Genomic DNA, 26,810 nt, shown 5'->3' with positions numbered 1-26,810 from the left:
GCTGGCACGTTTGCCGCGTCCTTGGTTGCATTGAGCAGCAGGCGTAGCCGGGTTGCTTCATCACATGCCATGCGAAAGCACCGAGCCTGCCTGATCAGCAGCGACCACCAACTGCCGTCCTTTGGAGTGATCTGACGACCTTCGGGCGTGATCAAGAGATCACCTTCGATACGCCAGCCGGCCCAAGCTTCACCGGGCAATTCAAGACGCGCCAGGATGCGTGCCAGTTTGTAGACCGCATACGGGATGCGGTGTGAGCCGTTTTCCCAGTTATGCCAAGTGCGATCGGTGACCTGAAAATATTTCCCGGCATCCTCGACCGACCAGCCAAGCTTGCAGCGGGCATAGTGCAGGCGTTGGCCAAGCTGGGCGCGGGTTTCGGGGTCATGGGGGCAGGTTTTACGATAGTTCGACCTGTGACTGTACTTTATACGATGTATATTATGTTAAGTTAAATTCATCTAGTCCTTTACCTGCATTTCTCCTCCAATCGTCCTTAACTCAAGGCAAATGAAATCAACGGCGCAGTGGGATCGGTAAAAGGCGTGCCAAGAGAAATTTGGCCGTCGCCGTGAAGCACACATTCGTCGCGCCTGAGCATGAGATCCGAACCGCTTCCCGAAAACCGAACCCAACTCCCGTAAGAACTTTCATCGGCCAACATAAAACTGCCCTTGCGCCAATCGATGCGGGCGTGTGTGCGTGAGACGCGAGGATCATTAACAACAAAGTCAACGCTGCGGATGCGGCCAATGTGGATTGGCATTTCAAAAGAATGAAAAGTTAGATGCTTGTCCTTGTAAGACAGGTCAATTCGTCCACCAAGCACGTCTCCGCCCTTGACTTGTGAACTAAGACTTACCGGGTTCTGAATCGTAAAGTATTCTGAATTCTGTTCTTCTCGCCACTCAATCTGAAAAACGGTACAGGGCTCAGAGCGACCCCGTATGGCGATTGGGCCGAGCAAACGAAAATGCACATCGTTAAGAACCGGCGTGTTTTCAACGGCTTTGTCGTTTACCCATATCTGGTGCGGGCCGGTTATTTCACTCAAACGCGCCGCTGTGTTGACTGCGTCTCCATAGCAATCGTCCGCCACCAAAACAACATCCCCGCGCACGACACCTATGCGCAACGGCATGTAAAGTTGTGGCGGCAAATTTGCCAGGCGAATCTGGTGGCTGCGTTGAATCTCAACCACAGCTGTGATGGCATCAGAACTGTTCTCAAAAATTGCCAATACGCCGTCACCCAACAACTTGATAACTCGTCCCCCATTGGCGGTAAATTTATCGGCAATCCAGTTGGTGGCCTGGGTGACGGCCTCAGTTGCTTTGACGTTACCAAGAGATTCAAACACCCCTGTGCTGCCAAAAAGGTCGGCAAAAACGACGGTGGTTTGAACATTCATGAACGATTGATCCTTCTTTTTATATTGATTGTCCTAGTTTAGGTCAATGACCAAAGAGAAAGTCAATGGTTGCCCCAAAATATCAACGCATCACGCCCATCCACTGTCAAATCGACGGTGGCGCCAACCGGTAGCAAAACTTTCGTGGCGACATGCCCATAGGGCAAATTGGTCAATACCGGGATATTGATCTGTTTACGCAGCCAATCCATTACCCCGCTTAACTTGAAGCCCCGGTCATGGGAGACCAGTTTGAATTCGGTAAATTGACCGAAAACAACGGCCTTCTGACGTGTCAGGACGCCCGAGAACAGGAGTTGGGTCAGCATGCGTTCAATTCGGTAAGGGTGCTCCCCAACGTCCTCCAGAAACAGGATGCCCCGCTTGATCTCAGGAAAATATGGAGTCCCCAAGAGTGAGGTTAAAACAGTCAAATTACCGCCCCATAAAGAGCAATTATTGAGGGTTAGGGCGGTCGACGCACTGGCAACGGCTACATGCTCGCGATGTTGTCGCCAGCCTGCGCCCTCCCCCTGCCCAACAAGTAAATCATTAAAACAGGCTTCCATGATGTCGTCTGGTTCACCATTGACGCCAAAACCTTCACACAGCGCAGGCCCAGCCCATGTGACAGCACCTGTTTGCGCCATTACCGCATTCTGGAACGCAGTGAAATCACTGATCCCGACAAACATCATCCCACGTTCGATGGCCTTTGCCACTTTCTTATACTGGATCCCCGGCAGAATGCGCGTCAGGCCGTAGCCGCCGCGAGAAATCAGCGCAACATCGGCTTTGCTGGCGGCAGCGCGATGGATAGCGGCCAACCGGGTCGCATCATCCCCAGCAAAACGCTGATAGCTTGTTAACGCATCCTGGTCAACTTCGACTTCATGGCCCAGCGCCCGCAACCGTGCAACGCCACGTTTGAAAGCAGCCTTGTCACGCACAGCGCCGGAAGGTGAATAAACGTAGATGTGCTTTGTCATAAAAATCTGGTTACGGCTTATCAAATAAAGACTCAGCCAGACGAAGGCGCAGATTTTTCATCGACAAGTCCTTTGCTGGACATGCTTGTGTTTCGCCTTTGCCGAAAGAACTCCTTCAGCATGTCAGCGCACTCCTTTGCCAGGACACCGCCCTCAATCAAAGTTTGATGATTGAGCTGAGCCTGGGCAAATAAATCGATAACGGAGCCGCCAGCACCGGTTTTCGGATCTGCGGCACCAAACACCACACGTTTCAAGCGAGCATGCAGCATGGCGCCGGCACACATGGCACACGGCTCCAGCGTCACAAAAAGCTCACAATCCGGCAATCGGTAGTTTCCCAAGGTCAGTGCTGCTGCGCGCAAGGCCTGCATTTCAGCATGCGCGCTAGGGTCGCGATTGGCAATTGGGGCGTTGTGGCCCACGGCTACAAGAAAGCCATTTCTGATCACAACGGCGCCCACGGGTACTTCGCCTGACGCACCTGCCAAACCCGCCTGGGCCAGCGCAAGTGTCATGGCTTGCACATCCGTCAGTTGGTCATTGGACAAGGGCAGAACCGGGCAGATCACCCGCCTACTCCCACTCGATCGTCGCTGGCGGCTTGCTGCTCACGTCGTAAGTCACGCGGTTGATACCTCGCACTTCGTTGATGATCCGGCTCGACACCTTTTTCAGCAAGGCATAGGGTAACTCGGCCCAGTCAGCGGTCATGAAGTCACTGGTTTGCACCGCACGCAGCGCCACCACAAAGTCGTAGGTGCGGCCATCGCCCATGACACCAACGCTTTTGACTGGCAAAAACACGGCAAAGGCCTGACTGGTCAACTCGTACCAACTTTTTCCGGTGGCATCGTCGATGAAATTATTGAGCTCTTCAATAAAGATGGCGTCGGCGCGGCGCAGCAGGTCGGCATATTCCTTTTTGACCTCGCCCAATATCCGGACGCCCAAACCGGGACCAGGGAATGGATGGCGATAGACCATGTGGTGGGGCAAACCCAGCGCCACGCCAAGTTCGCGCACCTCGTCCTTGAACAATTCGCGCAGCGGCTCCAGCAATTTGAGGCCCAATTGCTCAGGCAGACCACCCACGTTGTGGTGGCTTTTGATGACGACTGCTTTTTTGTTTTTGGCGCCGCCGGATTCGATCACATCCGGATAAATAGTGCCTTGAGCCAGCCACTTGGCGCCATTTTTGGTTGCATCGGATGCCGTCAGGGCGGCAGCTTGCGCTTTAAAGACTTCAACGAACTCACGGCCGATGATCTTGCGCTTGGCCTCTGGCTCGCTCACGCCTGCCAGATGCCCCAGGAACTGGTCAGCGGCATCAACGCGGATCACCTTGGCGTGCAGTTTGCCGACAAACATGTCCATCACCATGTCGCCCTCGTTCAGGCGCAGCAGGCCATGGTCGACAAAAACACAGGTCAACTGGTCGCCGATGGCACGGTGAATCAGAGCAGCTGCCACCGACGAATCGACGCCGCCAGACAGTCCCAGAATAACTTCCTCGTGGCCCACCTGGGCGCGAATGGCTTCAACTGCCTCGCTGATGTAGTCACCCATGATCCAGTCGGCGCGGGTACCGCAGATGTCGAGCACAAAGCGCTCCAGAATAGCCGCTCCGCGCTTGGTATGGGTCACCTCCGGGTGAAACTGCACGCCGTAAAAACGTCGTTCTTCATCAGCCATGCCGGCAATCGGGCAACTGCCAGTACTGGCCATCAGCTTGAAGCCGTTTGGCAACTCGGTGACTTTGTCACCGTGGCTCATCCAGACCTGCAACATGCCATGGCCTTCAGGCGTGGTGAAATCCTGAATGCCCTCGAGCAAAGCGGTATGGCCATGGGCGCGCACGTTGGCATGCCCGAACTCGCGCTGGTGCCCGCTGGTGACCAGGCCGCCCAATTGGTGCGCCATGGTCTGCATGCCATAACAAATACCCAGAACCGGGATACCCAACTCAAACACCGCTTGCGGCGCCTTGTCGGTGCTGTCTTCGTAGACGCTGGCATGGCTGCCGGAAAGGATGATGCCCTTGAGCTTGCCATCACGCGCGTAAGCACGCACCCAATCGTCGGTCACGTCACAGGGGTGAACTTCGCAAAACACATGCGCTTCACGGATGCGCCGTGCAATGAGCTGCGTGACTTGGGAGCCAAAATCCAGAATGAGAATTTTTTGATGCATGGTTTAAAAGGCAAGTCGGTTACTCAGCACGGTAGTTGGGCGCTTCTTTGGTGATTTGCACGTCGTGCACATGACTCTCGCGGATGCCGGCAGTGGTAATTTCGACAAATTCCGCCTTGTCCTGCATTTCTTCAATCGTGGCACAGCCGCAGTAACCCATGCTGGCGCGCAAGCCACCGGACATTTGGTAAATGATGGCGACCATTGAGCCCTTGTAGGGCACGCGGCCTTCGATGCCTTCGGGCACCAGCTTGTCGGCATTCGGGTTTCCCGTGCTGGATTCCTGAAAATAACGGTCCGCACTGCCCTGCTGCATGGCACCAATGCTGCCCATGCCGCGGTAGCTTTTGTAACTGCGGCCTTGAAACAGGATCACCTCCCCCGGGGCTTCTTCGGTGCCGGCAAACATGCCGCCCATCATCACCGTGCTGGCACCGGCAGCAATCGCTTTGGAAATGTCACCACTAAAGCGGATGCCGCCATCGGCAATCAAAGGGACACCGGTACCCTTGAGCGCTGTGGCCACACTGTCAATGGCCATGATCTGTGGCACGCCAACACCCGCGACGATACGGGTGGTGCAAATGGAGCCAGGGCCAATGCCCACTTTCACGGCATCCGCACCGGCTTCCACCAAAGCCAGTGCCGCCGACCCGGTGGCGATGTTGCCGCCAATCACCTCGACATTCGGAAAATTCTGCTTGACCCATCGCACCCGGTCCAACACGCCCTTGCTGTGGCCGTGCGCGGTGTCGACCACGATGGCATCGACGCCCGCGCGAACCAGCAATTCAACACGTTCTTCAGTACCCTCCCCCACTCCCACAGCGGCGCCAACGCGCAGCTTGCCTTGTGCGTCGCGCGCCGCGCTGGGAAAGCTGGTCTGCTTGGTGATGTCCTTGACGGTGATCAGGCCCTTGAGCTCAAAAGCGTCGTTGACCACCAGCAAGCGCTCGATCTTGTACTGGTTCAACAACACTTTGGCTTGCGCAAGGGTGGTGCCATCGGGTACCGTCACCAGTTTGTCACGCGGTGTCATGATGTGCTTGACGGGCAGGTCCAGCCGGGTCTCGAAACGCAAATCCCGCCCCGTCACCAAGCCGACCACCTTGCCGCCGTCGCACACCGGAAAGCCGGACACGCCCAAGTGTGCGGATAAATCCATCACCTGACGCACCGTGTGCTGCGGCGTGATGACCACTGGATCACGCAGCACGCCAGACTCATAGCGCTTGACCTTGGCGACCTTGGCCGCTTGTTGCTGGGCCGTCATGTTCTTGTGCACAATGCCAATGCCACCCTCCTGGGCAATGGCAATGGCCAGACGGGATTCTGTCACCGTGTCCATGGCCGCCGAGACCAACGGCAGATTCAGCGCAATGTTGCGGGTAAAACGGGTGGCGAGGGAGGTGTCCTTGGGCAGGACTTGTGAATAGGCTGGCACCAATAAGACATCGTCAAAGGTGAGCGCTTTACCGATCAGGCGCATGGTTAAAGCTCCAAATTGTCGATTGTATCTGCCACATCAACCCCAAGCTGGCCTAAACTATTGCACTATGACTCAAATCCTGCATCTCTCTTTGATCCTGGCCAGTTTGCTCTGCTTTGATGCAACGGCCCAGTGGGCATGGACCGACAATGAGGGTCGCCAGGTCTTCAGTGACCGGGCGCCACCTATCAGCGTTCCTGAGAAAAATATACTGAGACGGCCGGGGCAAATAGGCCCGATCAACAATCCTGAAACCTCGGTGAACGTGAATGCAAGCGAGGCTGCGGCCACGCTTCAACCCGACCCCAAACCAGTTGCCAACAGCCCCCAGGCATCAGGGGTTGACAAGGCACTGACCGAGCGCATGGCCAAAGCAGAACAAGCGCTTGCCAGCCAGCGTAAGGCTGAAGAGGAGCGTATCAACCAACTGAGAGCTGACAATTGCGAGCGCGCCAGACTGGCCCAGAAAAACCTTGACTCTGGGACTCGCTTGTCACGAATCAACAGCCAGGGCGTGCGCGAGGTGATGGATGCAGCAGCGCGCGCTGAAGAGGCGAAACATGTGCAGTCAGTGATTGACAGCGACTGCAATTAGGCAGCGGCAAAGCCTGCGACAGCCCCTGAATCAGTACCCCGCTTTGGCGCCAACACGTTTTTTGACAAACAAACCAGCCCCTCGGCTACCCTGACTGACAAAACGTTCCCGGCGTGCTACTTTGGGATCCACCCGCAAAGGACGGTAAATCTCGACCCGGTCGTGGTCGAGCAGGTGTTGCTCAAGTTTGGCCCTGTGTCCCCACACGCCAATCAGCGCCTCATGGTTGTCGATCTCGGGATAGCGCAAAAGCATCCCACTTTGCTGCAAAGCCTGCAGCACCGAACAAGGCGAACTTGCGAGCAACGTGACTTCGTGAACTGCACGCGCCTTGGGAGCGTAAACAACACTCAAGCGCAACTGGTCTTTATTCGCCATAAGCTTGCTTGGCACGCTTGATGAACGCATCAACCATGCTGCCGGCGATTTTGTCAAACACCGGACTTACCAATCGACCAATGGCGCTTTCGAAACTGTAGGTGAGGGCCAATTCAACTTTACAGGCACGCTGAGTGGCATCCCCCAAGGGCAAAAAGTTCCATTCACCCTCCAGCTTTGAAAAGGGACCATCGACCAAATTGATGATCACCTGCCGGTCCACTGTATGCACATTGCGCGTGGTGAAGGTTTGATGGATTCCTGAAAATGCAATGCCAATTTCAGCCAGCACGCCGTTTTCCTCATGGGTCACCACGCGCGCCTTGTCACACCAGGGCAAAAACTGCGGATATTGGTCAACATCGGTCACCAGTCGGTACATTTCAGCCGGGCTGTACCAAATTAATACGGACTTTTTAACAGTTTTCATAGAATGCGATTATGTACAGGATTCTAGTAAAGCCTGGGCAAGCCTAATTCAAACCTCAAGCTCACCTCATGGCCAAGAAACCAGACACCTCTTCACGCATCGCCGACAACAAGAAAGCCGCATTCAACTATTTCTTTGAGGAACGGTTTGAGGCCGGCGTTGTGCTGGAGGGGTGGGAGGTCAAGTCGCTGCGTGAAGGCAAAGTGCAGCTCACGGACGGTTATGTGGTGGTGCGCAACGGCGAGTTGTTCATTATCGGCCTGCAAATCCATCCCCTGGGCACAGCCTCCACGCATATCAGTCCGGACAAACAGCGCACGAAGAAGCTGTTGATGCACAAGGAACAAATCAAACGACTGATTGGTAAAGTGGAGCAAAAAGGCTACACGCTGGTGCCGATCAACCTGCACTGGAAAAATGGCAAGGTGAAATGTGAAATTGCCCTGGCCAAAGGCAAGGCAGAACATGACAAGCGCGACACCATCAAAGACCGCGAAGGAAAGCGCGAAGTGGAACGCGCCATGAAAGGGCGTCAACGTTGAACGCAGTGACAGATCTGGTGACTGGTACAATCTTGGGTTTGCTGACAACATCCACAGACTCAAGGAAAACATACTATGGCATCTGGAAAACCCAAGAAAAAGAACCCGCGCCTGGCGTCGGGCCGTAAACGCGTCCGTCAGGACATCAAAATCAACGCAGCCAACACCTCGCTGCGTTCCAAATATCGCACTGCGGTGAAAAACGTGGAAAAAGCAGTTTTGGGCGGCGACAAAGCCAAGGCCACTGAACTGTTTGCCAAAATGCAGGCCGTGGTTGACACCGTGGCTGACAAAGGCATTTTCCACAAAAACAAGGCGGCTCGCGACAAGAGCCGCCTGTCCGCCAAGGTGAAAGCCTTGGCAATACCTGCCTAATATTTAGGCAACTCGCACGAACCTGTCACTGATCCAAAAGAGCCAGGTTCGCCGTTTGTAACGGGTGCGCTGTCAGCAAAAGTAAAAAAGCCGTCCAAGGGACGGCTTTTTTGCGCCCTCTTGGGAGCGAGTCACGCTTGCAATTGACTTTCAGTGTTTGTGGTGATGGCCGTGCGACGCGAAGTGTGACGGATCGCCGTGATGCACTTGTAACTCATTGTCTTTGGCAAAACCCATCACAAAGTCCCAAGCCATGACGTTGTGTGCGCGTAAATCTTCGTGCACCACGACGCAACGCACGTTATTGACGCTCGTGGGGACACACCAGGGTGAATAGGTTAAGTGCCGTCCCGTGGGCGCACCACCGGGGCGAAACTGGCTCATCACGCCAGCCAGACGCTCAGCCCAGTCACTCGGGCGGAAGGCCCGGCCACCATGTGTGAGGCCCAAAATGTACGTTTTTTTTGAATAATGTGAAACCATCGGGTAGAGGTTGTTTAAGCTGGCGGGCAGGATATTGCACCGCTGCCTGATTCTAAGTGAATCTTATGTCTTATACAAGACTTGGCCCAGGAAAAATATTGACGAAAGGCAAGATGGGCGCGGTTTGACTGAATGGGTTCAAGAAGTCATTTGATCGGTCTAAAATCATTCCTCAACGGCCCAACCTGCGTTGGGCCGCTTTGTTTATTGCCGCTTTTGAGAGACTTCCATCATGACCGTCGCCAGCCCGAAGATCGAAGCCAGTTCCCCCCATGTGATGAACACATACGGGCGATTGCCCATTGCGCTCAGCCACGGCCAGGGATGCCGCGTGTGGGATGTGAATGGCAAGTCCTACCTGGATGCACTGGGCGGCATAGCCGTCAACACGCTGGGCCATAACCACGCCAAGCTGGTGCCGGCCTTACAAGACCAGATCAGCAAAATCATCCACAGTTGCAACTATTACCACGTACCCAACCAGGAGGCGCTGGCGAAAAAGCTGGTGGAACTCTCCGGCATGACCAACGTGTTCTTCTGCTCCACCGGTCTGGAAGCCAATGAGGCGGCTTTGAAACTTGCACGCAAGTTTGGTCACGACAAAGGCATCGAACGACCGGAGATTGTGGTTTATGAAAAAGCCTTTCATGGCCGCTCCATCGCCACCCTGAGCGCCACCGGCAACCCCAAGATACAAGCCGGCTTTGGTCCGCTGGTGGAGGGTTTCATTCGTGTACCGATCAATGACATTGACAGTTTGAAACAAGCCACCGATGGCAACCCCAATGTGGTCGCCGTGTTTTTCGAGGCCATTCAAGGCGAAGGTGGCGTCAACCCCATGCAGCCGGACTACTTGCGCGCGCTGCGCGCCCTGTGCGACGAGCGCGACTGGCTGATGATGGTGGACGAGGTGCAATGCGGCATGGGTCGAACCGGCAAGTGGTTTGCCCACCAATGGGCGGGCATCGTGCCAGACGTCATGCCACTGGCCAAGGGTCTGGGCTCAGGCGTGCCCGTGGGCGCCGTCGTGGCTGGCCCGAAGGCAGCCAACATCTTTCAGCCGGGCAACCACGGGACGACCTTTGGCGGCAACCCGCTGGCCATGCGCGCTGGTGTTGAGACCATCCGCATCATGGAGGAAGATGGCCTGCTGGAAAACGCCGCCCGTGTCGGCGCGCATCTGCACCGGGGTTTAATGAAAGCTCTTGCGGCCGAGCTTGCCAGCGGCGCGGTGCGGGAAATTCGTGGCCAGGGATTGATGATTGGTGTGGACCTGGCCAAGCCTTGCGGAGCGCTGGTGCAGCAATGCGCCGAAAACGGCTTGCTGATCAGCGTCACCGCTGACACCGTGGTCCGCCTGGTGCCACCCTTGATCATGAACGAGGCCGAGGCCGATGAAGTCGTCAACATTCTGTGCCCGCTGGTACAAAAATTACTGCAAGCGCCTTGAATTGCTCCTACCTTTGATCCATTGGTTGAACCCATGACTACTATCCAACATTACTTGCAATTCTCCGATCTCAACGCCAGCGAGTATGCCTACCTATTTGAACGCGCAGCGCTCATCAAAACGAAGTTCAAGGCCTATGAAAAGCACCAACCCTTGGTGGATCGCACACTTGCCATGATTTTTGAAAAGGCCTCCACCCGCACACGCGTGAGTTTTGAGGCGGGCATGTACCAGCTTGGCGGCAGCGTGGTGCACCTGACCACCGGCGACAGCCAACTCGGGCGCGCCGAGCCCATTGAAGACAGCGCCAGGGTCATCAGCCGGATGGTGGACCTGGTGATGATCCGCACCTATGAGCAAACCAAGATTGAGCGCTTTGCCGAGTATTCACGGGTTCCTGTGATCAACGGTCTCACCAATGAATTTCACCCTTGTCAGATTCTGGCGGACATCTTCACCTTCATTGAGCACCGTGGTTCCATTCAGGGCAAAACCGTGGCCTGGGTGGGTGACGGCAACAATATGGCCAACACCTGGCTTCAGGCCGCTGAATTGCTTGATTTCAAGGTCAATGTCAGCACCCCGAGCGGCTACGAGGTGGATGAGACGATTGCCTCCATTACTGGCAAGATCAGTCCCAGACACTATAAAACCTACAGTAATCCAATGGACGCCTGCCGGGACGCAGATTTGGTCACCACCGATGTCTGGACAAGCATGGGTTACGAGGCCGAAAACGAAGTTCGGAAAAAAGCCTTTGCTGCCTGGCGTGTGAGTGTTGACATGATGTCCGTGGCACAGCCAAACGCGCTGTTCATGCATTGCCTGCCCGCTCATCGGGGCGAGGAAGTGGACGCAGAGGTGATCGATGGCCCGCAAAGTGTGGTTTGGGATGAGGCTGAAAATCGCATGCACGTGCAAAAAGCGTTGATGGAGTATTTGTTGCTGGGTCGTCATTCCTGAATTGAATGTCGCATGGAATGACCCTCCCGGAAATCCGTTACCTCCGCGTGAAATGATGGAGCATCAACATTCTGCCGGCAAACTCTGGCGTGGTGCCCAGATCGGCAAGCGCGGTTTGAGGCGCTCGCCCGCTAACATGCCAGCCACGCCGCCCTCGTTTTCAGGAAGTCTCTCATGCTAGCCCGCTTGTTGCGCCGCGTTTACCTCATTCAACTGCTGGTCGGCGCCATGCTGGGTTACTACGCCGCGGTTCAACTCAACCAGAGCGTCTCGGCGACGCTGGCGCTGGTTGTCTTGTGTGCCGTGCTCTTGCCACTTTTACTGCAGTTTGTGGTGATCACCACGAGCATGGTTCTGTCGCGGCCGAAACAGGCCGGACCCTTGTGGTGGCGGGCGTTTGGGGGTGAATTTTTGGCTGCCCTGCGAGTTTTCTGGCTGCAAATGCCCTTTGCTTCCGCAAAAACCGAAGTCTGGTTGCCAGACACCGCCCAGCAAGCGCAGCCATGGCGGGTGCCCGTGCTGCTTGTGCATGGCTACATTTGCAACTACCGGGTGTGGGACAAAATTGCAGCGGCGATGCACCAGGCTGGGCATCCGGTGTTGGCCATCACCCTGGAACCACTGTTTACATCGATTGAGGATTACCCCCCGCAAATCCAGCAGGCCGTGCAGCAATTGAAGCAGGCGACCGGTGCCGCGCGGGTGACGCTGGTGGGGCACAGCATGGGCGGCCTGGTCATACGCGCCTGGCTGCGCCAGCATGGCAGCGCTGATGTTGCCAAAATCATTACTTTGGGGACACCGCACCAGGGCACCCAAAGTGCAGCCTGGTCGCCCACCACCAACACGACGCAAATGAAACGGCACGGCGCCTGGTTAAAAGACTTGCATGCCAGTGAAGCGCCGGAAACCAGGCAGTTGATGTACATCGCCCTGACGGCACACGATAATGTCGTTTACCCGCAGCGCGAGCAGGTGCTCGAAGGTGCTGAAGCCACCGAGTTCGAAGGTGTGGGGCATCTTGAGCTGTGTCTGGACGACCGCGTGATCCAGTGGCTGTTGCAAAAATTAGACTGAATCGGTCTTATTAAAGCGAGGCGGGTGCTGATCAGGCTCGGTACCTCGCTATAATCCAAAGCTTTGCTGGCAAAACTCCGCTGCCTGATCAACTTTTAAGCGGAGAAAATCGTAAGCAGTCTGGTTTTAGGCCCGATCTTCCCGAAACCGGACGTTTACACAATTAGGATCTCTTGACGTAATGACAACCATCCGTGTTAAAGATAACGAACCCTTTGACGTCGCGCTGCGCCGCTTCAAACGCACCATTGAAAAACTGGGCCTTCTGACTGACTTGCGCGCCCGCGAGTTCTACGAAAAGCCCACCTCTGAGCGTAAGCGCAAAAAAGCTGCGGCCGTCAAACGCAATTACAAGCGCATTCGCGCCATGCAATTGCCCAAGAAACTGTATTAACCTGTTCTATTGACAGGGCTGCTACAGCCTCTTGAACAAGCTCGCCGGGGACGCTCAGGCGGGCTTTTTTTATGCCAAATCCATCCACAGGAGTTATGAAGATGTCACTCAAAGACCAGGTGATCGAAGACATGAAAACCGCCATGCGCGCCAAAGACAGCGAGCGCCTTGGCACCATTCGCCTGTTGCTGGCTGCGGCCAAACAAAAGGAAGTGGATGAGCGCGTGGTGCTCGACGATGCAGCCATGATTGGCATCGTGGACAAGCTCATCAAGCAGCGCAAAGATTCGGTGGCGGCCTACACCCTGGCCAACCGGACGGACCTGGCAGACAAGGAAAGTGCCGAGATCGTGGTGCTTCAAGCCTACCTGCCGCAACGGCTCAGTGCAACTGAAGTGAGCGCTGCGGTGCAAGCCATTGTGGCAGCCCTGGGCGCCAAAGGGCCAGGTGACATGGGCAAAGTCATGGCGGCAGTCAAAATGCAGTTGGCTGGCAAAGCCGACATGGCCATGGTGTCGCAGGCGGTCAAGGCGGCTCTGGCAGGCTGAATTTTCCCTATTTGCGCTGCGTCGCAATAGGGCGGCCATCAGAGCTTCATGTCAAGGCTATTGAGCATGGCGGTTTGAACCACCGAATCCAGCGCGCCGTCCACCATGGACTTACCCGACAGCAGGTGCAGGGCGTTTGTTGCGAGAAGTTTCTCCAGCGAGCTTCGTGTCATGGATTGGGTACCTCCATAAACATTGGCAAACAGGTACAAGGACTTTTGTGGACTAATCCAATTGAGCTGGCTGCGTTGCCAAACGCCGTTAACACCCATTTCCACCCAGGCACCAAGCTCCAATTGCTCAATGTCTGGCGCAGCCTGCGACAGATTGATCTGACTCGCGACCGGGATCACGGAGTCCAGCATGGACTCGGAAGACAGAACAGTATTTGGCTGGGCAGAAGCGTTAACAGCCTCTTCCGCGGGCATATCCATGAAGCCAGTGGCCTGGGCTTCTGCTGGCGCAACCCAGTGCTGGTGATTGCGGAGAAATTTTTCTTTGGGGTGGCTGGTCAGTTGTTCTGATTCACCAGACTCGGGCCGCAAGGCCTGCTGATGCAACCTCATGAGCACGTCAAAAAACGAGCTTGTTTTCAAGGGCGGGTAGTCGATCAGGGCCAAACCCTCGCGCAACTTTAAAAGGAGCTTGGGAATCAGCTTGCTCAGCTTGGCCGTGTCCTTGCGGGCCAGACCGGGCTGGGCGCTCCAAAGCAGAACGTTGACCAGCCTTTTGTAGTCACCAGGGTCTTCGCCGCCCTCGGTATTGTTGAGTTCAGCGCAAGCCATCACCTGTGCCCATGGTCCGCAGAGAAATTCTGCAACTGCAGCAGGCACCCGTTGCATGTCGGGAATCTGCTCCAGGACCCTATCCATTTTTTCAGCGAGGATGTTTCTCTCCTCGGCCCGAACCAACACTTGCGTGGCCTGTTCCACGGTCTGGCTGGACGCAACCGATTCTTCCAGCCACATCTTGTTGAGGTTGATTATTGCGTGCTCAAACGGCTCGGGACTCGTAATGGGCATGCGCGACAAGGGGTTCACATAACGGTGCAGTGACCTGATAAAAAGCGCAAAACCGGGTGCCTCTACCGAATGGAAAGCGATGCCGCGCTGGGTGATTTCCTGCAGCAAACGGCGTGCCGGATGATTCTTATTGTTGAAAAACCGCACATCATGCATCACCATTTGGAACAAAGCGGGTTCCAGATTTTCAATGACCTTGCGAATGGGCTCCTGCAAGCGCGTGTCCCGCACCAAACTGTCGACCATCTTGCACATCACATCCAGACTCAGGATTTGGGCAGGATTTTCACAACGACTCCGAAACGTTTGCCGCATGGATACAAGCTTGTTGGCACTTCCCGTGGCACTTCGCGTTGGCCGCCGCATGGGCGGCATGATGTCGTCCGCCTGATTCAGGTTTTGCAACGCCTCAAAAGTCGCTGGAATTGTCGCGAAAAAGTCAGTGGCCGTATCGTCGGCTTGATCGTGTGAGACCTCGGCGCGGCTGCTGTTGGTTTGAGTCCAAACACGTGCCAGTTGGGTTTCTGCTTCATCAGGGGGCGTGTACCGCTGATCGGCCAGTTGGCCTGCCAGCAGCTCGTGCAGCCGGTCCAGGGTCAGCGCGTGCGGTCGATCTGAGGGCTCGTTGGTATTGGTTTGCCGAGACGTTGGCTGCTCAGCCAGAACACCGACCTCCAGGCTGCCAGAAACCCCTGCCCTGCTGATCGGCAAGGGGACCACACCGTACGACTGTATTTTCTGCGCCAGGAAGCTGTAGGAACCCTGCAGAGCTTTCCCCAAAGCTGACGCCATATGACTGAGCCACATGATGCGCATCTGGACAGGCACTGCTGCATCAATCATCAAAAGATGCAAAACCTTCAAATAAATTTGCGGTCTTAAGGGATTGCGCTGCGGCTTGACATGGTCAGACCCCAATAATGCGTTTATGAAACCGTTGAGCTCACTCAATGAATCACGAACGATGTGTTGAACAAACCGCAGCACCCGGGCCATTTCAATACGTTCCTGCACCTGGGACTCGTCCATTTGCTCCAACTGCTCGTGGTTCAGTTCGCCCAGAGCGAGTTCACCAAACTGGGAACTGAGCTCGAGTTTGTTTAAAAATGCCTTTCGCAATAAAGCTGGAAACTGAGCACACAAGACCGCAGCCTTATGGTCCAGAGTTTTATGACAGATGCGCAACTGATCTCGCTCGAGTTGAGTGCCAGAACGCGCAATTTCCGCCTCAAGAGAACGCAGGGTGGCGTGAAAAACCTCGCGCAACAAGGCCTCGCTATCGCGCGCAGACTGCCCCAATGCAGCGCGAAATAAAGTAAGGTACTGATCAGTTCGTGCGGCGGCAGCCATTTCTATACTTAATCAGGTTGCTGTCAGTGCAAAGCCTTGAAGCGCATGCGGTGCGGCCGTGCACCCTCCTCACCCAGGCGTTTTTTCTTGTCGGCTTCGTACTCCTGGTAATTGCCGTCATAAAAGTACCACTGACTGTTTCCTTCGCAAGCCAGAATATGGGTGGCAATACGGTCCAGAAACCAGCGATCATGGCTGATCACCATGACAGAGCCCGCAAACTCCAGCAAAGCGTCTTCCAGGGCGCGCAAGGTCTCCACATCGAGGTCGTTTGACGGCTCGTCGAGCATCAATACGTTGCCGCCGGCAATCAGCGTCTTGGCCAGATGCAAACGGCCGCGCTCACCACCTGACAGCGTGCCGACGCGTTTTTGCTGGTCGGCGCCATTGAAGTTGAAGCGCCCGCAGTAGGCACGACTGGCCATTTGGAATTTGCCGATGTTGAGCATGTCGAGCCCGCCGGAAACATCTTCCCAAACGGTTTTTTCATTGGACAAATCGTCGCGGCTCTGGTCAACAAAAGCCATCTTGACGGTCTGGCCGATCTTGACTTCGCCGCCATCAGGTTTCTCGCGTCCGGCAATCATCTTGAACAGCGTGGACTTACCGGCGCCGTTGGGGCCGATGATGCCGACGATGGCGCCCGGTGGCACCTTGAAGCTCAGGTTGTCGATCAGCACACGGTCGCCAAAGGACTTCGTGACATTGACAAACTCAATTACTTCCTGACCTAAGCGATCCGCCACCGGAATGAAAATTTCGTTGGTCTCGTTGCGCTTCTGGTATTCGAAGTCGGACAGTTCTTCAAAGCGGGCCAGACGAGCCTTGCTTTTGGCCTGACGTGCCTTGGGGTTCTGGCGAGACCACTCCAGCTCCTTCTTGAGGGCTTTGGCGCGGGATTCTTCACCCTTTTGCTCCTGCTCCAGGCGCGTCTGCTTTTGCTCCAGCCACGAACTGTAATTACCCTTGTACGGAATGCCGTTGCCACGGTCAAGTTCCAGAATCCATTCGGCGGCGTTGTCCAGGAAGTAACGGTCGTGGGTGATGGCCACCACGGTGCCGCTATAGCGCTGCAGGAATTGCTCCAGCCAGTCCACCGATTCGGCGTCCAGGTGATTGGTTGGCTCGTCGAGCAGCAGCATGTCGGGGTGCTCCAGCAACAGGCGGCACAGCGCCACGCGACGCTTCTCTCCTCCTGACAGCACACCCACCCGGGCGTCCCAGGGCGGCAGGCGCAAGGCGTCGGCGGCGATTTCAAGCTGGTGCTCAGAATCGGTGCCCGAAGTGGCAATGATGGCTTCGAGTTCGGCCTGTTCGGCCGCCAACTTGTCGAAGTCAGCATCCTCGTCGCCATAAGCAATGTAGACCTCGTCGAGACGCGCTTTGGCTGCCATCACCTTGCCCATGGCTTCCTCGACCGTTTCGCGCACGGTTTTATCCGGATCCAACTGCGGTTCCTGCGGCAGGTAGCCAATGTTCAGGCCCGGCATCGGGATGGCTTCACCTTCAATTTCCTTGTCCAGACCGGCCATGATCCTCAGCAATGTGGACTTGCCTGATCCATTGGTGCCAAGCACACCGATCTTGGCGCCGGGGAAAAAACTGAGAGAGATATCTTTCAGAATGTGCCGCTTGGGCGGCACGATCTTGCCGACGCGGTTCATTGAAAATACGTATTGAGCCATGGGTCTTTTGCGTTCACAGAAGGGATAAAACCGACATTATCGACTGCACCCAGATGGGTGGCCTGCGATGCAGTATTTTGCAGCCAATTAGGCGAATATCCCGAGCGCTCAAAGCCTGAATAATGCACAAAGTCAGGTTCTGTCCAGATCATGCGACAATGTGAGCGCTTGTGGGGCTTCAGTTGCCTGCAAGACCAGCACCTTGCTGGGAACCCGAGTACACACAACGGTTCCACTTTTGATCCCATCTGCCTTTGACTGAATTGGCGCGAAGAGCGCCAAAACAGGCCGATGCCCTAGCGCCCTGGATGGGGTGCACCTCTAAATGAAATTTGAAGAACTAAATCTGGCTCCCGCCATCATCAAAGCCGTGCTTGAGCAAGGCTACGAAACGCCAACGCCAATTCAGGCGCAAGCCATTCCGCTGGTGCTCGCAGGTCACGATCTGCTTGGCGGCGCCCAAACCGGCACCGGCAAAACTGCTGCCTTTGTGCTGCCGATGCTGAACAAGCTCAGCACCACGGAAGCGCCGCGCAGCAAATTCGGCGGCGTAGCCGTTCGAGCCCTGGTGCTAACGCCCACTCGCGAGTTGGCGGCCCAAGTGGAAGAGTCAGTCAAAACCTATGGCAAATACCTGGAGCTGACCTCCGCCGCCATCTTTGGCGGTGTCGGCATGAACCCGCAAATCAGCCGCCTGAAAAAAGGCGTGGACATCCTGGTGGCCACCCCCGGACGCCTGCTCGACCTCATGCAGCAGGGCATGGTCGACCTGAGCCAGGTGCAGATGCTGGTCCTTGACGAAGCCGACCGAATGCTCGACATGGGCTTTATCCATGACGTCAAAAAGGTGCTGGCTGCCGTGCCCAAAGCCAAGCAGAGTCTGCTGTTTTCGGCCACCTTCAGCGATGAAATCCGCGAACTGGCGGCCACCCTGCTCAAAGACCCGCAGAGCGTGCAGGTCACGCCGCGCAACACCACGGTGCAGCGCATCATCCAGTTGATTCACCCGGTCGGTCGCGGCAAGAAAAAAGCCTTGCTGGCGCACATCATCCAGGAAAAAAACTGGAGCCAAGTGCTCGTGTTTACCCGCACCAAATTTGGTGCCAATAACGTGGCCGAGTTTCTGGAAAAGAACGGCATCACGGCCATGGCCCTGCACGGCAACAAGAGTCAGTCGGCCCGCACCCAGGCGTTGGCCGGCTTCAAAAGCGGTGAAATGCGCGCCCTGGTCGCCACAGACATTGCCGCACGCGGCATTGACATTGACGACCTGCCGCACGTGGTGAACTACGACATCCCCAATGTCTGCGAAGACTATGTGCACCGCATTGGCCGCACCGGCCGGGCCGGCGCTGACGGCATGGCGGTGAACCTGGTGAGCCTCGATGAAGAGGGTTTCATGCAAGCCATTGAACGCTTTACCAAGCAAGACATTCCGGTGCAAATCATCTCCGAGTTCATGCCGGAACCGGGCGAACAGGCAGAGCCTATTGCCATGGGGCGTCAGACCATCTGGGGCGGCGCTGGCAAGCCACCAAGCCGCGACGTGATGCAGGCCGCTGCCAAGGCGGCACGCACTGAAATGTTGACCCGTGTGCGCGAAAGCAAAGGTCCGGGCGCAGGACGCAGCGCCAACAATGGTGGCGGCAGAGGACCGGCCCCGGGCGGCCGTGGCGGCAGCCGCAGCGGCCGGGGTGGCGCTGGCAGGAATGCCGGCGCTGGTGCGGGTAGTGGCGCTGGCTTCAGTGGCGAAAGTCGCAGTGCCAACACCCACGATGACAACTACGGCAACGCAGGCGCAGGACGTGAAGCCGAGCCACGCAGCCATTTGAGCGCAGCCGAACAGGCAGCACGCGGCCCCGGCCAGCGCCAGGCCCGTGGCTACGGCGGTGGCAACGGTGGTGGCTATGGCGGACCGGTGGATTCAAGCGGTGGCGCTTCTCGCTCGGGCGCGGGCGGTCAGCCCGACCCGATGCGCACCAGTGTCGACATGATGGCTGATCGGGGCCCGCGTCGCGGTGGCTTTGGGGGTGGCAATCGCAACACCGGCGGCGGCACAGGCGGCGGTGGCTTTGGTGGCGGCGCCCGCCCCAATGGGGGACCTGGCCGGCCGGGTGGCAACCGTCCGCGCAACGCGAGCGGCACCCGCGGACAGTCTGGCCGCTGATCTAACCACGCAAAAACAGGGTTTGCAGGGGCTCCTGGCCTACCTGCCGGCTCCAGTGGCCGTGGCGCTGCGCATCGAAGGCCTGGCCTGCCGGCAGCAGGTCGGCTGAATAAAAATGCTCGCCCGGCTTGAAGATGCGTGAGCTGCCGTCCTGCAGGCCGATTTCCATCTGCCCGCCCAAAATGAAAACCCATTGCGGATCGGTGGTGCAATGAAATGCGCTGCGAAAACCGACCGGACTGGCGCGCAACTGGTAGCCCCCGGAGGGCATCAAGGCCGACAAGGCCGACTGCGGCGTCCCCTGATCAAGGGGCACGGCTTCTTCCTTGAAGCGCGCATAGCCCTCGGTGTCGGTGAATAAAATAAGCTTGGTGAATTGGGTCATGTTGACTCCGTGATGAACAATTGCCTTCATTATTGCCCGCCAGTTCAAGACTCACATCACTTTAAGGAACCCAAACCATGCGACTGCTACACACCATGCTGCGCGTCGGCAACCTGCAACGCTCGATTGATTTTTACACCCAGGTGCTGGGAATGAAATTGCTGCGCACCTCGGACAACCCCGAGTACAAGTACACGCTGGCTTTTGTCGGTTATGGCAGCAACCCGGAGCATGCCGAACTGGAGCTCACCTACAACTGGGGCGTGGACCATTACGAACTGGGCACCGCTTACGGCCACATTGCGCTGGCCGTGCCCGACGCTGCGGCCGCCTGCCACAGGATCAGGCAAAGCGGTGGCAACGTCACGCGCGAGGCCGGCCCGGTGAAAGGCGGCAGCACGGTGATTGCCTTTGTCACCGACCCGGACGGTTACAAGATAGAGCTGATCCAGCGGCCAGAATCCGTCTGAACGGTTTTAATCAAGGCGGTTAACGAGCCAGATTTTTCAGCTTTCCGGTTTCAGCGGCGAGGCGCGTCACCCTCCCCCAGTCACCCTGCTCGGCAGTGCTCGCTGGCACCAGCCAGGAGCCGCCCACACACACCACGTTGCTCAGGGCCAAAAAGTCGGGAGCGTTTTGCAGCGTGATGCCTCCCGTGGGACAAAATCTGACATCAAAAAACGGACCTGCCCAGGCCTTGAGCATGGCCACGCCACCCGCTTGCACGGCGGGAAAAAATTTGAGTTCGGAAAAGCCGTCTTCACAGGCGGCCATGATCTCGCCACCGGTCGCCACGCCAGGCAACAGCGCCAGGCCCATGTCGCGGCAGGCCTGGCCCACGGTCGAGGTGTAACCCGGGCTCACGGCAAAACGCGCCCCGGCGTTGGCCGCTGCCTGCGCGTCTGCGCGGCTGCGCACGGTGCCGGCGCCCACCACCGCCTCAGGCAACTCGCGGGCAATGGCCTCGATGCAGGCCAGCGCCTGCGGCGTGCGCAGCGTGACTTCGAGCATGCAAATGCCACCCGCCAGCAGGGCGCGCGCCATGGGCACCGCATGTGCCACGTCATTGAGCACAATCACCGGAATCACCGGGGCATCTTGCATGACCTGCAGAGCGGTCAGGGGGGTTTGGGTGGTCATGGTTTCTTTCTGAGGTAATTTCAAAGCCAACTGCAAGCGCCTTCTTCGGCGCTCAGGGCGTTGCGCCGCATGCTGGCGAACAGTTCACGGCCCATGCCCAGGCCATTGGCCTGGCGCAGCGCCTCCGGCATGGACAAGGCATCGCGTGCGTCCCATTCGGCATCCGGCAACAGCACCTGCAGTGTGCCAGCATTGGCGTCGAGGCGGATCACATCGCCATCACGCACACGCGCCAGCGGCCCCCCGGCAGCAGCCTCGGGCGACACGTGAATGGCAGCCGGCACCTTGCCCGAAGCCCCACTCATGCGGCCATCGGTCACCAGCGCCACCTTGTAGCCCTTGCCCTGCAACACCGCCAGCGGGGGCGTGAGCTTGTGCAACTCGGGCATGCCGTTGGCTTGCGGACCCTGCCATCGCACCACACAAATCAGGTCATGGTTCAGTTCATTGGCGGCAAAGGCCCGGTGCAAGGCGTCCTGCGAGTCGAAGACCCGGCATGGGGCTTCGATCACATGGCGGTCGTCAGGGACCGCCGAAATTTTGATCACGCTTCGACCCAAGTTACCTCGCAACAATTTCAGGCCACCGCTGGCGCTGAACGGGCTGCTTGCCGGTCGCACCACCGATTCGTCCTGACTGGCTGCTGCGGTAGCCCAATACAGGCGGCCATCTTCAGCCGCACACGGAATACCGGTGTACTCGCGCAAGCCCCCTGCCCTGGTGGTCAGCACATCGGCGTGCATGTAACCGCCATCCAGCAGTTCGCGGATGATGAAGCCGGGGCCACCAGCCGCCTGAAACTGGTTGACGTCGGCACTGCCGTTGGGATAGACACGGCTCAGGAGTGGCACCACATCGGACAGCGCCGAAAAATCATCCCAGTCAATAATGATGCCCGCAGCTCGCGCCACGGCCACCCAGTGGATCAGGTGGTTTGTGGATCCCCCCGTGGCCAGCAAGGCGACCATGGCATTGACGATGCAGCGCTCGTCGACCACGAGACCAATCGGCGGACACTTGAAGCCCTCACTGCCCAGCACGGTGCGCAGCGCCTCGCGCGTGAGTTCGTCGCGCATCGCAGCGCCGGGGTTGATGAAGGCAGTGCCCGGCACGTGCAGGCCCATGGCTTCGAGCAGCATCTGGTTGCTGTTGGCGGTACCGTAAAAAGTGCATGTGCCAGGGCTGTGGTAGGCCGCGGATTCGGCTGCCAGGAGTTCGGTGCGCCCCACCAACCCCTGGGCGGCCAACTCGCGCACCTTCGATTTTTCGTTGTTGGACAGGCCGGTGGTCATGGGCCCGGCTGGCACAAACACGGTGGGCAGGTGGCCAAATTGCAGCGCGCCAATCAACAGGCCCGGCACGATCTTGTCGCACACGCCCAGCATCAGCGCACCGGCAAACACATCATGGCTGAGCGACACTGCCGTCGCCATGGCAATCACGTCGCGCGAAAACAGGCTCAACTCCATGCCCGCTGTGCCCTGCGTGACGCCATCGCACATGGCCGGCACGCCCCCGGCCACCTGCGCTGTGGCACCGTGGTTGCGCGCCTCGGCCTTGATCAGGTCGGGGTAATGCTGGAACGGCGCATGGGCTGACAGCATGTCGTTATACGCCGTGACGATACCGATGTTGGGCGCTTTTTCGGCCACCACGCGCAGCTTGTCGTTGCCCGGCAAGGCGGCGAAAGCGTGCGCCACGTTGGCGCAACCCAGCCGCTGGGCACCTGGCGGGCGCAGCCGCGCAATTTCAAGTCGTGCCAAATAATCGGCGCGTGTGGGCAGACTGCGCTGAACGATACGCTCAGTGACCAAAGCGACGGAGTCGTTGAGTTTCATGATTTCTTTAAAAGTTGGTAACTAAATTACAACCTGAATGTTACCCGCTAAATTGAAAACAGCAGGACAACATAGTTACCAACGGGTTACCAAATTCACAACCGCTTCTGCCAGAACGGATTACCTATACTTCTGCCATGACCCATATTGCCGACCTCCGCAAAAGCTACGAGCGTGCCGAACTCAACGAAGACGCATCACATGCCGACCCCCTGAAACAATTTGAACAATGGCTCAAGGAAGCCATTGCCGCCGAAGTGCCCGAGCCCAACGCCATGACCTTGGCCACTGTGGCCAGCAACCTGCGCCCCAGCACGCGCGTGGTGCTGATCAAGGGTTACGACGAACGCGGCATCACCTGGTTCACCAACTATGACAGCCGCAAGGGCCAGGAACTGGCCGGCAACCCCTATGCGGCCTTGCAATTCCATTGGGTCGAACTGGAGCGCGTGGTGCGTATCGAGGGTGTGGTGCAAAAGGTCAGTGCCGAAGAAAGCGACGCCTATTTTCACAGCCGCCCGCTGGATTCGCGCATTGGCGCCTGGGCCAGCCCGCAAAGTCAGGTGATCAGCGGGCGTGGCGTGCTGGTGGCCAATGCGGCGCGATACGGTGCCCAGTTTTTATTGAATCCGCCACGGCCGCCACACTGGGGCGGCTACTGCCTCAAGCCTGACCATTGGCAATTTTGGCAGGGGCGCAAGAGCCGTTTGCATGATCGGCTGCGCTATAGCCTGCAGACCGTGTCGAGCGGACAAGAGGTGATTTGGGCACGGGAGCGGCTGGCGCCTTAGCCAAGCAGTGCCACCAGGGACATCACCAAGGTGATTGTCAGTAAACCCAGCGCGGTGGACACTGCCATACTGGCCGTCACAAGTTCTTGCGCCACCTGATAACGCTGCGCAAATAAAAACACATTGGCCCCAACCGGCATGGATGCGGCCACGATCATCACCGTCAAATTCAGGCCACGCAGGCCCGCAAGCCAGCACACCACAGCCACCACTGCAGGAAGCATCAGGTTTTTCATAAGGCTGATGCCCAGGGCCGCACGCAAATGCGGCCCAACCTGCACTTGGGACAGGGTGGCCCCGACCAGCAGCAGCGCCACCGGACCAAACGCGTTGCCCAACAAGTGCAGCGGGCGGTCCAGCACGTCGGGAATCAACAACCCGGTTTGAGCAAACAACAAGCCCAAAATAATCGGCAAAGGCACTGGGTGGATGATGCCGCTCCTGACGGCCATCAGCACGGTCTGCCAGATCTGGCGCGGTGGTGCGCCGCCAGTGGCCCGGGCGGCGCTGATCTGGCGTGCTTCCAGAACTTCCAGCACGATGGTGGCTGATGTCAGCAAGATCAAGGCATGCACCGAGATCAGGGTCAGCAGCATCACCAGTGCAGCTTGGCCGTAGGCCAGCCCGATCAACGGGATGCCAATCATCACCGTATTGCTGAAGGTTACCGCCAGGCCCAGTACAGCGGCGCGGGTGTTGCGACCTTGTGCCATGAAGACGACCGCGTAAACAATGCCGATCGCGACAAAATACAGAGCCACCGGCTCAAAGTTCAGTTGCTCAATGTGTACCGAACTCATGGCCCGGAACAGCAGGGCCGGTGTCAGCACCATGAACACCAGATTTGAGAGGTCTTTTGTGGCTTCAGACCGGATCCATCCAACGTGTCCGGCGATGAAACCAATGGCAATCAATAAAACAACGGGGAACAGGGAAGAAAAAACCGGGCTGTGCAATTTGGGCAATCAAAGATGAATTGACCCAATTTTGACCGAAAAACCCAACACGAAAGCTGCCGACACCAACTGATCAACAAACGCAGCGACAGCGGTCCGTCGCGGGAGGCTGCGACTCCAAATGAATCATTTGTCAGCGTTTTTTGCGCTCTCTGCCATCTTTGATTTCAGCACACCGTAGGCCCAACCCATGCCAATGATGATCGCCACGATCACGGCGATGCTCATCATGCCGTAGTCAGTAGAAAAGAGATCTTGTAGTGCCTTCATGTTCGACGTCCTTAAATATATAAATCACAAAGTCAGGAAATGCCCGCGAACGAACTATGCAACACGCCTGTCACTTTAAAGCTGATGTAGGTCAAATTTGTCAAAAAAACACTGCTGACGTGTGATGCCAGGACGGGCTACTTCACAATTACGGCGTCCATGATGCGGTAGTAAAGACCATAACTGTCATCTGCCAGCACAGCAAGTTTTCCATCCACCACCACCGGCTCCATGGTGTATTTGACGGGGGTTTTGGTAAAGACTTCCACCATGCTTTCGGGGCCGCCAGCGGAGCAAAAAGAGCAGGTTAACGGCACAGAGGTGAGTAAAAAATGCTTTTGTCTTTCACCCGGTTCGAGCGGCATCATGAAGCCTTGAATTCGCTGAGGTTTGTCGTTCAGCGCCAGAACATCGGCCGGGTAGCTGGGCAGCAGACGCTTGTTGACGACGCGGGTCTTCACGTTGGTAAGCACCGACCAGGGCAACACGTCGGCACGTTGTGGCAACGGGGCAAACGGGCTGTTGGGGCTGTGAACGCCGGCACCCGAACCCGCCGGGACACCCTCAATGGGCGAACTCAACTCGGCAAGGCTGCCCAACGGCAGCAGGCAAACCGACAGCACCAGGGCAAGCAAAGGCAACTTGGTCGAGGCGGCTGCCCGACGTGCCGCCGGACGGGTTAATTCAAATGCTTTCATGACATGTCCTCATGTGTGGGATGGTATCAATGCTGGTGCTTCATGCCGCAAAACTTGCCGATGGCAATGCCCTTGCATTCCACCTGCAATTGCTTCCCGCAGATGTCATGAGGCTTGCCAGCCTCAAGGCACTTAGCAGCGTTTTCATGCGCCGTGGCCATGACCCGATGACGCGCGATATCTTCCATTGCAGCCTTGTCCAACTGCGCAGCAAATGCCATTGAAAAAATGGCTGCCGCGGCAATTCCTGTGAAGAATAAAATCCAATTTTTCATATCGGTTAATTTCCTTGTAAAAGTTCCAGCACACTCACACGGTATGCCCCGAGTGCCGGCAAAGCGGCCGCCACCAGTGACACCCCAAGCGCCACAACGGGCACCACCCAAAGCTCTGTCGGCCAGGCCATGCCGCCAATCAGCAACGAGTTATCCAATTGCAACAGCCAGGCCAGGCCCGCCGCCATGCCCTGTCCGGCCAGCACGCCCAACACCGCGGCCAGCAGCCCCAGCCACAAGGCTTCCAGCAGCAACAAAGCGGCTACCTTGCGTGGCGGCGCGCCCAACATGCGCAGCAGCGCCAGGTCACCACGGCGTTCACGCACTGCGCTCCACAGCGCGATGAACACGCTCAAACCCGCCGTGAGCAGCAGCACCCCGGCAAAAGCGCGCAACACATCCGTGCCCAGGCCGAACATGCTGAGCAGCCGGGTGATTTCCAGCGCGGGCACGGCGGCCTGCATTTCGGTGCTGGTGTTGATGAAGCGCGGAAAGCTCGCCGCCGCCAAGGGTGACTTGTAGCGCACCAAAGCCATGGTGATCTCGCGCTCTTCCATCATGACCTGGCGGTCTTCATCGTCCACGGCGTTGTAGTCCTCGTGCACCTTCCAGACTGAGGCGGTGTCGGTCAGAATCAACCGATCCAGCACACTGCCGCTGGGCTGCAGGATGCCCACCACGGTATAGAAGCTGTCGCCATGCGCATGGCCGCCCTCACCCAAACCGTGCGTGCCGACAAAAGTGTTGCCGATGGCCAGTCCGAGCTTGCGTGCGGCAGTGGCTCCCAACACCGCCTGCATCGGCTGAGTCCAGAGCTGACCTTGCGCCAATTTGGCCTGGTAATGCGTGACGTAGTCATGCGAGGTGCCCACAATGCGAAAGCTGTGCAGGCTGTCACCCAGGCTGACCGGGATGA

The 26,810-nt window shown here is 57.4% G+C and carries 30 protein-coding genes; 11 read left to right on the top strand and 19 right to left on the bottom strand.

What is annotated here, in order from left to right; translation table 11 throughout:
* The 6 genes from GPS82_RS13750 to guaB form a co-directional block, all read right to left on the bottom strand.
* Nucleotides 1–431, bottom strand: a 431-nt coding sequence (locus GPS82_RS13750) for a VC1465 family Xer recombination activation factor (RefSeq protein WP_363717221.1), incomplete at its 3' end; no start/stop codon positions are given.
* Nucleotides 432–496: 65 nt separating this feature from the next.
* Nucleotides 497–1,411, bottom strand: a complete 915-nt coding sequence (locus GPS82_RS05905; protein ID WP_296492095.1) for an FHA domain-containing protein — start codon at nucleotides 1,409–1,411, stop codon at nucleotides 497–499.
* 62 nt (nucleotides 1,412–1,473) lie between these two features.
* The gene (locus tag GPS82_RS05900; protein ID WP_296492093.1) at nucleotides 1,474–2,400 is read right to left on the bottom strand and encodes an LD-carboxypeptidase; all 927 of its coding nucleotides are present in this window, start codon (nucleotides 2,398–2,400) and stop codon (nucleotides 1,474–1,476) included.
* 32 nt (nucleotides 2,401–2,432) lie between these two features.
* The gene (gene tadA / locus GPS82_RS05895; protein WP_296492091.1) at nucleotides 2,433–2,951 is read right to left on the bottom strand and encodes a tRNA adenosine(34) deaminase TadA; all 519 of its coding nucleotides are present in this window, start codon (nucleotides 2,949–2,951) and stop codon (nucleotides 2,433–2,435) included.
* A gap of 25 nt (nucleotides 2,952–2,976) precedes the next feature.
* Nucleotides 2,977–4,593 (bottom strand): glutamine-hydrolyzing GMP synthase, encoded by a 1,617-nt coding sequence (gene guaA / locus GPS82_RS05890; protein WP_296492089.1) that lies wholly within the window; start codon nucleotides 4,591–4,593, stop codon nucleotides 2,977–2,979.
* 19 nt (nucleotides 4,594–4,612) lie between these two features.
* Nucleotides 4,613–6,082, bottom strand: a complete 1,470-nt coding sequence (gene guaB, locus GPS82_RS05885) for an IMP dehydrogenase (RefSeq protein ID WP_296492087.1) — start codon at nucleotides 6,080–6,082, stop codon at nucleotides 4,613–4,615.
* 67 nt (nucleotides 6,083–6,149) lie between these two features.
* On the opposite strand from guaB, the gene GPS82_RS05880 reads away from it, so the two are divergent.
* A complete protein-coding gene (locus GPS82_RS05880; protein WP_296492085.1) occupies nucleotides 6,150–6,677 on the top strand; it encodes a DUF4124 domain-containing protein in 528 nt (175 codons plus the stop codon).
* 30 nt (nucleotides 6,678–6,707) lie between these two features.
* Here the strand turns inward: GPS82_RS05880 and GPS82_RS05875 are convergent, their stop codons facing one another.
* Complete coding sequence (locus tag GPS82_RS05875; RefSeq protein ID WP_296492082.1) at nucleotides 6,708–7,055, bottom strand: RnfH family protein; 348 nt, start codon at nucleotides 7,053–7,055, stop codon at nucleotides 6,708–6,710.
* Nucleotides 7,045–7,485 carry a type II toxin-antitoxin system RatA family toxin gene (locus GPS82_RS05870; protein ID WP_296492079.1) on the bottom strand — a complete coding sequence of 147 codons (441 nt, stop codon included), beginning with the start codon at nucleotides 7,483–7,485 and terminating at the stop codon, nucleotides 7,045–7,047. The genes GPS82_RS05875 and GPS82_RS05870 overlap by 11 nt, the downstream gene beginning before the upstream one ends.
* A gap of 68 nt (nucleotides 7,486–7,553) precedes the next feature.
* On the opposite strand from GPS82_RS05870, the gene smpB reads away from it, so the two are divergent.
* Together smpB and rpsT are read left to right on the top strand one after the other, a co-directional pair.
* Nucleotides 7,554–8,027, top strand: a complete 474-nt coding sequence (smpB, locus tag GPS82_RS05865) for an SsrA-binding protein SmpB (protein ID WP_296492077.1) — start codon at nucleotides 7,554–7,556, stop codon at nucleotides 8,025–8,027.
* Nucleotides 8,028–8,102: 75 nt separating this feature from the next.
* Complete coding sequence (rpsT, locus tag GPS82_RS05860; RefSeq protein ID WP_296492075.1) at nucleotides 8,103–8,402, top strand: 30S ribosomal protein S20; 300 nt, start codon at nucleotides 8,103–8,105, stop codon at nucleotides 8,400–8,402.
* A 150-nt stretch (nucleotides 8,403–8,552) separates the two neighbouring features.
* Here rpsT and GPS82_RS05855 read toward each other — a convergent pair whose 3' ends face one another.
* On the bottom strand, nucleotides 8,553–8,885 hold the full coding sequence (locus GPS82_RS05855) for a DUF3579 domain-containing protein (RefSeq protein ID WP_296492073.1): 333 nt from the start codon (nucleotides 8,883–8,885) through the stop codon (nucleotides 8,553–8,555).
* A 232-nt stretch (nucleotides 8,886–9,117) separates the two neighbouring features.
* Here GPS82_RS05855 and GPS82_RS05850 point away from each other — a divergent pair, with 232 nt between their 5' ends.
* The 5 genes from GPS82_RS05850 to GPS82_RS05830 all read left to right on the top strand — a co-directional run bounded on the left by GPS82_RS05850 (nucleotide 9,118) and on the right by GPS82_RS05830 (nucleotide 13,317).
* Nucleotides 9,118–10,335 (top strand): aspartate aminotransferase family protein, encoded by a 1,218-nt coding sequence (locus tag GPS82_RS05850; protein ID WP_296492070.1) that lies wholly within the window; start codon nucleotides 9,118–9,120, stop codon nucleotides 10,333–10,335.
* 33 nt (nucleotides 10,336–10,368) lie between these two features.
* Nucleotides 10,369–11,298 (top strand): ornithine carbamoyltransferase, encoded by a 930-nt coding sequence (gene argF / locus GPS82_RS05845; RefSeq protein WP_296492068.1) that lies wholly within the window; start codon nucleotides 10,369–10,371, stop codon nucleotides 11,296–11,298.
* Nucleotides 11,299–11,472: 174 nt separating this feature from the next.
* Nucleotides 11,473–12,375, top strand: coding sequence for an alpha/beta fold hydrolase (locus GPS82_RS05840; RefSeq protein WP_296492066.1), 903 nt, complete (start codon nucleotides 11,473–11,475; stop codon nucleotides 12,373–12,375).
* Between the two features lie 181 nt (nucleotides 12,376–12,556).
* Nucleotides 12,557–12,769 (top strand): 30S ribosomal protein S21, encoded by a 213-nt coding sequence (rpsU, locus tag GPS82_RS05835; RefSeq protein WP_296159322.1) that lies wholly within the window; start codon nucleotides 12,557–12,559, stop codon nucleotides 12,767–12,769.
* A 101-nt stretch (nucleotides 12,770–12,870) separates the two neighbouring features.
* Complete coding sequence (locus tag GPS82_RS05830) at nucleotides 12,871–13,317, top strand: GatB/YqeY domain-containing protein (RefSeq protein ID WP_296492064.1); 447 nt, start codon at nucleotides 12,871–12,873, stop codon at nucleotides 13,315–13,317.
* A 38-nt stretch (nucleotides 13,318–13,355) separates the two neighbouring features.
* On the opposite strand, the gene GPS82_RS05825 is transcribed toward GPS82_RS05830, so the two are convergent.
* Entirely contained in the window at nucleotides 13,356–15,689 is a 2,334-nt protein-coding gene (locus tag GPS82_RS05825) for a DUF1631 family protein (RefSeq protein WP_296492061.1), read from the bottom strand.
* A gap of 23 nt (nucleotides 15,690–15,712) precedes the next feature.
* Nucleotides 15,713–17,374 (bottom strand): energy-dependent translational throttle protein EttA, encoded by a 1,662-nt coding sequence (gene ettA / locus GPS82_RS05820; protein ID WP_296492059.1) that lies wholly within the window; start codon nucleotides 17,372–17,374, stop codon nucleotides 15,713–15,715.
* Between the two features lie 325 nt (nucleotides 17,375–17,699).
* Between ettA and GPS82_RS05815 the strand changes: the two genes are divergently transcribed.
* Complete coding sequence (locus GPS82_RS05815; RefSeq protein ID WP_296492058.1) at nucleotides 17,700–19,541, top strand: DEAD/DEAH box helicase; 1,842 nt, start codon at nucleotides 17,700–17,702, stop codon at nucleotides 19,539–19,541.
* Nucleotide 19,542: 1 nt separating this feature from the next.
* On the opposite strand, the gene GPS82_RS05810 is transcribed toward GPS82_RS05815, so the two are convergent.
* A complete protein-coding gene (locus GPS82_RS05810; protein ID WP_296492056.1) occupies nucleotides 19,543–19,926 on the bottom strand; it encodes a hypothetical protein in 384 nt (127 codons plus the stop codon).
* Between the two features lie 77 nt (nucleotides 19,927–20,003).
* Here GPS82_RS05810 and gloA point away from each other — a divergent pair, with 77 nt between their 5' ends.
* Entirely contained in the window at nucleotides 20,004–20,396 is a 393-nt protein-coding gene (gene gloA, locus GPS82_RS05805) for a lactoylglutathione lyase (protein WP_296492055.1), read from the top strand.
* A gap of 19 nt (nucleotides 20,397–20,415) precedes the next feature.
* Here gloA and eda read toward each other — a convergent pair whose 3' ends face one another.
* On the bottom strand, nucleotides 20,416–21,066 hold the full coding sequence (gene eda / locus GPS82_RS05800) for a bifunctional 4-hydroxy-2-oxoglutarate aldolase/2-dehydro-3-deoxy-phosphogluconate aldolase (protein ID WP_296492053.1): 651 nt from the start codon (nucleotides 21,064–21,066) through the stop codon (nucleotides 20,416–20,418).
* Between the two features lie 20 nt (nucleotides 21,067–21,086).
* Nucleotides 21,087–22,904, bottom strand: coding sequence for a phosphogluconate dehydratase (edd, locus tag GPS82_RS05795; protein ID WP_296492051.1), 1,818 nt, complete (start codon nucleotides 22,902–22,904; stop codon nucleotides 21,087–21,089).
* Between the two features lie 137 nt (nucleotides 22,905–23,041).
* Here edd and pdxH point away from each other — a divergent pair, with 137 nt between their 5' ends.
* Entirely contained in the window at nucleotides 23,042–23,695 is a 654-nt protein-coding gene (gene pdxH, locus GPS82_RS05790) for a pyridoxamine 5'-phosphate oxidase (RefSeq protein WP_296492049.1), read from the top strand.
* On the opposite strand, the gene GPS82_RS05785 is transcribed toward pdxH, so the two are convergent.
* From GPS82_RS05785 to GPS82_RS05765, 5 genes are all read right to left on the bottom strand, one after another.
* Nucleotides 23,692–24,651 (bottom strand): AEC family transporter, encoded by a 960-nt coding sequence (locus GPS82_RS05785; protein WP_296492101.1) that lies wholly within the window; start codon nucleotides 24,649–24,651, stop codon nucleotides 23,692–23,694. The genes pdxH and GPS82_RS05785 overlap by 4 nt on opposite strands.
* Before the next feature lie 126 nt (nucleotides 24,652–24,777).
* On the bottom strand, nucleotides 24,778–24,921 hold the full coding sequence (locus tag GPS82_RS05780; protein ID WP_296492047.1) for a DUF3149 domain-containing protein: 144 nt from the start codon (nucleotides 24,919–24,921) through the stop codon (nucleotides 24,778–24,780).
* A gap of 137 nt (nucleotides 24,922–25,058) precedes the next feature.
* Complete coding sequence (locus tag GPS82_RS05775) at nucleotides 25,059–25,619, bottom strand: hypothetical protein (RefSeq protein WP_296492045.1); 561 nt, start codon at nucleotides 25,617–25,619, stop codon at nucleotides 25,059–25,061.
* A gap of 26 nt (nucleotides 25,620–25,645) precedes the next feature.
* A complete protein-coding gene (locus GPS82_RS05770; RefSeq protein WP_296492098.1) occupies nucleotides 25,646–25,840 on the bottom strand; it encodes a hypothetical protein in 195 nt (64 codons plus the stop codon).
* 59 nt (nucleotides 25,841–25,899) lie between these two features.
* Nucleotides 25,900–26,810, bottom strand: a 911-nt coding sequence (locus tag GPS82_RS05765) for an ABC transporter permease (RefSeq protein WP_296492041.1), incomplete at its 5' end; no start/stop codon positions are given.

The organism is Rhodoferax sp. (genome assembly GCF_011391645.1).
GTDB lineage: Bacteria > Pseudomonadota > Gammaproteobacteria > Burkholderiales > Burkholderiaceae_C > Rhodoferax.
The sequence above is the reverse complement of the archived record's forward strand: the minus strand, read 5'-3'. Positions and strand labels throughout refer to the sequence as shown.

Bases quoted from the DNA above. Each gene is read 5' to 3' on its own strand.
- GPS82_RS05905 (WP_296492095.1), bottom strand. From the start codon at position 1,411: ATGAATGTTCAAACCACCGTCGTTTTTGCCGACCTTTTTGGCAGCACA.
- GPS82_RS05900 (WP_296492093.1), bottom strand. From the start codon at position 2,400: ATGACAAAGCACATCTACGTTTATTCACCTTCCGGCGCTGTGCGTGAC.
- guaA (WP_296492089.1), bottom strand. From the start codon at position 4,593: ATGCATCAAAAAATTCTCATTCTGGATTTTGGCTCCCAAGTCACGCAG.
- guaB (WP_296492087.1), bottom strand. From the start codon at position 6,082: ATGCGCCTGATCGGTAAAGCGCTCACCTTTGACGATGTCTTATTGGTG.
- GPS82_RS05880 (WP_296492085.1), top strand. From the start codon at position 6,150: ATGACTCAAATCCTGCATCTCTCTTTGATCCTGGCCAGTTTGCTCTGC.
- GPS82_RS05875 (WP_296492082.1), bottom strand. From the start codon at position 7,055: ATGGCGAATAAAGACCAGTTGCGCTTGAGTGTTGTTTACGCTCCCAAG.
- GPS82_RS05870 (WP_296492079.1), bottom strand. From the start codon at position 7,485: ATGAAAACTGTTAAAAAGTCCGTATTAATTTGGTACAGCCCGGCTGAA.
- smpB (WP_296492077.1), top strand. From the start codon at position 7,554: ATGGCCAAGAAACCAGACACCTCTTCACGCATCGCCGACAACAAGAAA.
- rpsT (WP_296492075.1), top strand. From the start codon at position 8,103: ATGGCATCTGGAAAACCCAAGAAAAAGAACCCGCGCCTGGCGTCGGGC.
- GPS82_RS05855 (WP_296492073.1), bottom strand. From the start codon at position 8,885: ATGGTTTCACATTATTCAAAAAAAACGTACATTTTGGGCCTCACACAT.
- GPS82_RS05850 (WP_296492070.1), top strand. From the start codon at position 9,118: ATGACCGTCGCCAGCCCGAAGATCGAAGCCAGTTCCCCCCATGTGATG.
- argF (WP_296492068.1), top strand. From the start codon at position 10,369: ATGACTACTATCCAACATTACTTGCAATTCTCCGATCTCAACGCCAGC.
- GPS82_RS05840 (WP_296492066.1), top strand. From the start codon at position 11,473: ATGCTAGCCCGCTTGTTGCGCCGCGTTTACCTCATTCAACTGCTGGTC.
- rpsU (WP_296159322.1), top strand. From the start codon at position 12,557: ATGACAACCATCCGTGTTAAAGATAACGAACCCTTTGACGTCGCGCTG.
- GPS82_RS05830 (WP_296492064.1), top strand. From the start codon at position 12,871: ATGTCACTCAAAGACCAGGTGATCGAAGACATGAAAACCGCCATGCGC.
- GPS82_RS05825 (WP_296492061.1), bottom strand. From the start codon at position 15,689: ATGGCTGCCGCCGCACGAACTGATCAGTACCTTACTTTATTTCGCGCT.
- ettA (WP_296492059.1), bottom strand. From the start codon at position 17,374: ATGGCTCAATACGTATTTTCAATGAACCGCGTCGGCAAGATCGTGCCG.
- GPS82_RS05815 (WP_296492058.1), top strand. From the start codon at position 17,700: ATGAAATTTGAAGAACTAAATCTGGCTCCCGCCATCATCAAAGCCGTG.
- GPS82_RS05810 (WP_296492056.1), bottom strand. From the start codon at position 19,926: ATGACCCAATTCACCAAGCTTATTTTATTCACCGACACCGAGGGCTAT.
- gloA (WP_296492055.1), top strand. From the start codon at position 20,004: ATGCGACTGCTACACACCATGCTGCGCGTCGGCAACCTGCAACGCTCG.
- eda (WP_296492053.1), bottom strand. From the start codon at position 21,066: ATGACCACCCAAACCCCCCTGACCGCTCTGCAGGTCATGCAAGATGCC.
- edd (WP_296492051.1), bottom strand. From the start codon at position 22,904: ATGAAACTCAACGACTCCGTCGCTTTGGTCACTGAGCGTATCGTTCAG.
- pdxH (WP_296492049.1), top strand. From the start codon at position 23,042: ATGACCCATATTGCCGACCTCCGCAAAAGCTACGAGCGTGCCGAACTC.
- GPS82_RS05780 (WP_296492047.1), bottom strand. From the start codon at position 24,921: ATGAAGGCACTACAAGATCTCTTTTCTACTGACTACGGCATGATGAGC.
- GPS82_RS05775 (WP_296492045.1), bottom strand. From the start codon at position 25,619: ATGAAAGCATTTGAATTAACCCGTCCGGCGGCACGTCGGGCAGCCGCC.
- GPS82_RS05770 (WP_296492098.1), bottom strand. From the start codon at position 25,840: ATGGCATTTGCTGCGCAGTTGGACAAGGCTGCAATGGAAGATATCGCG.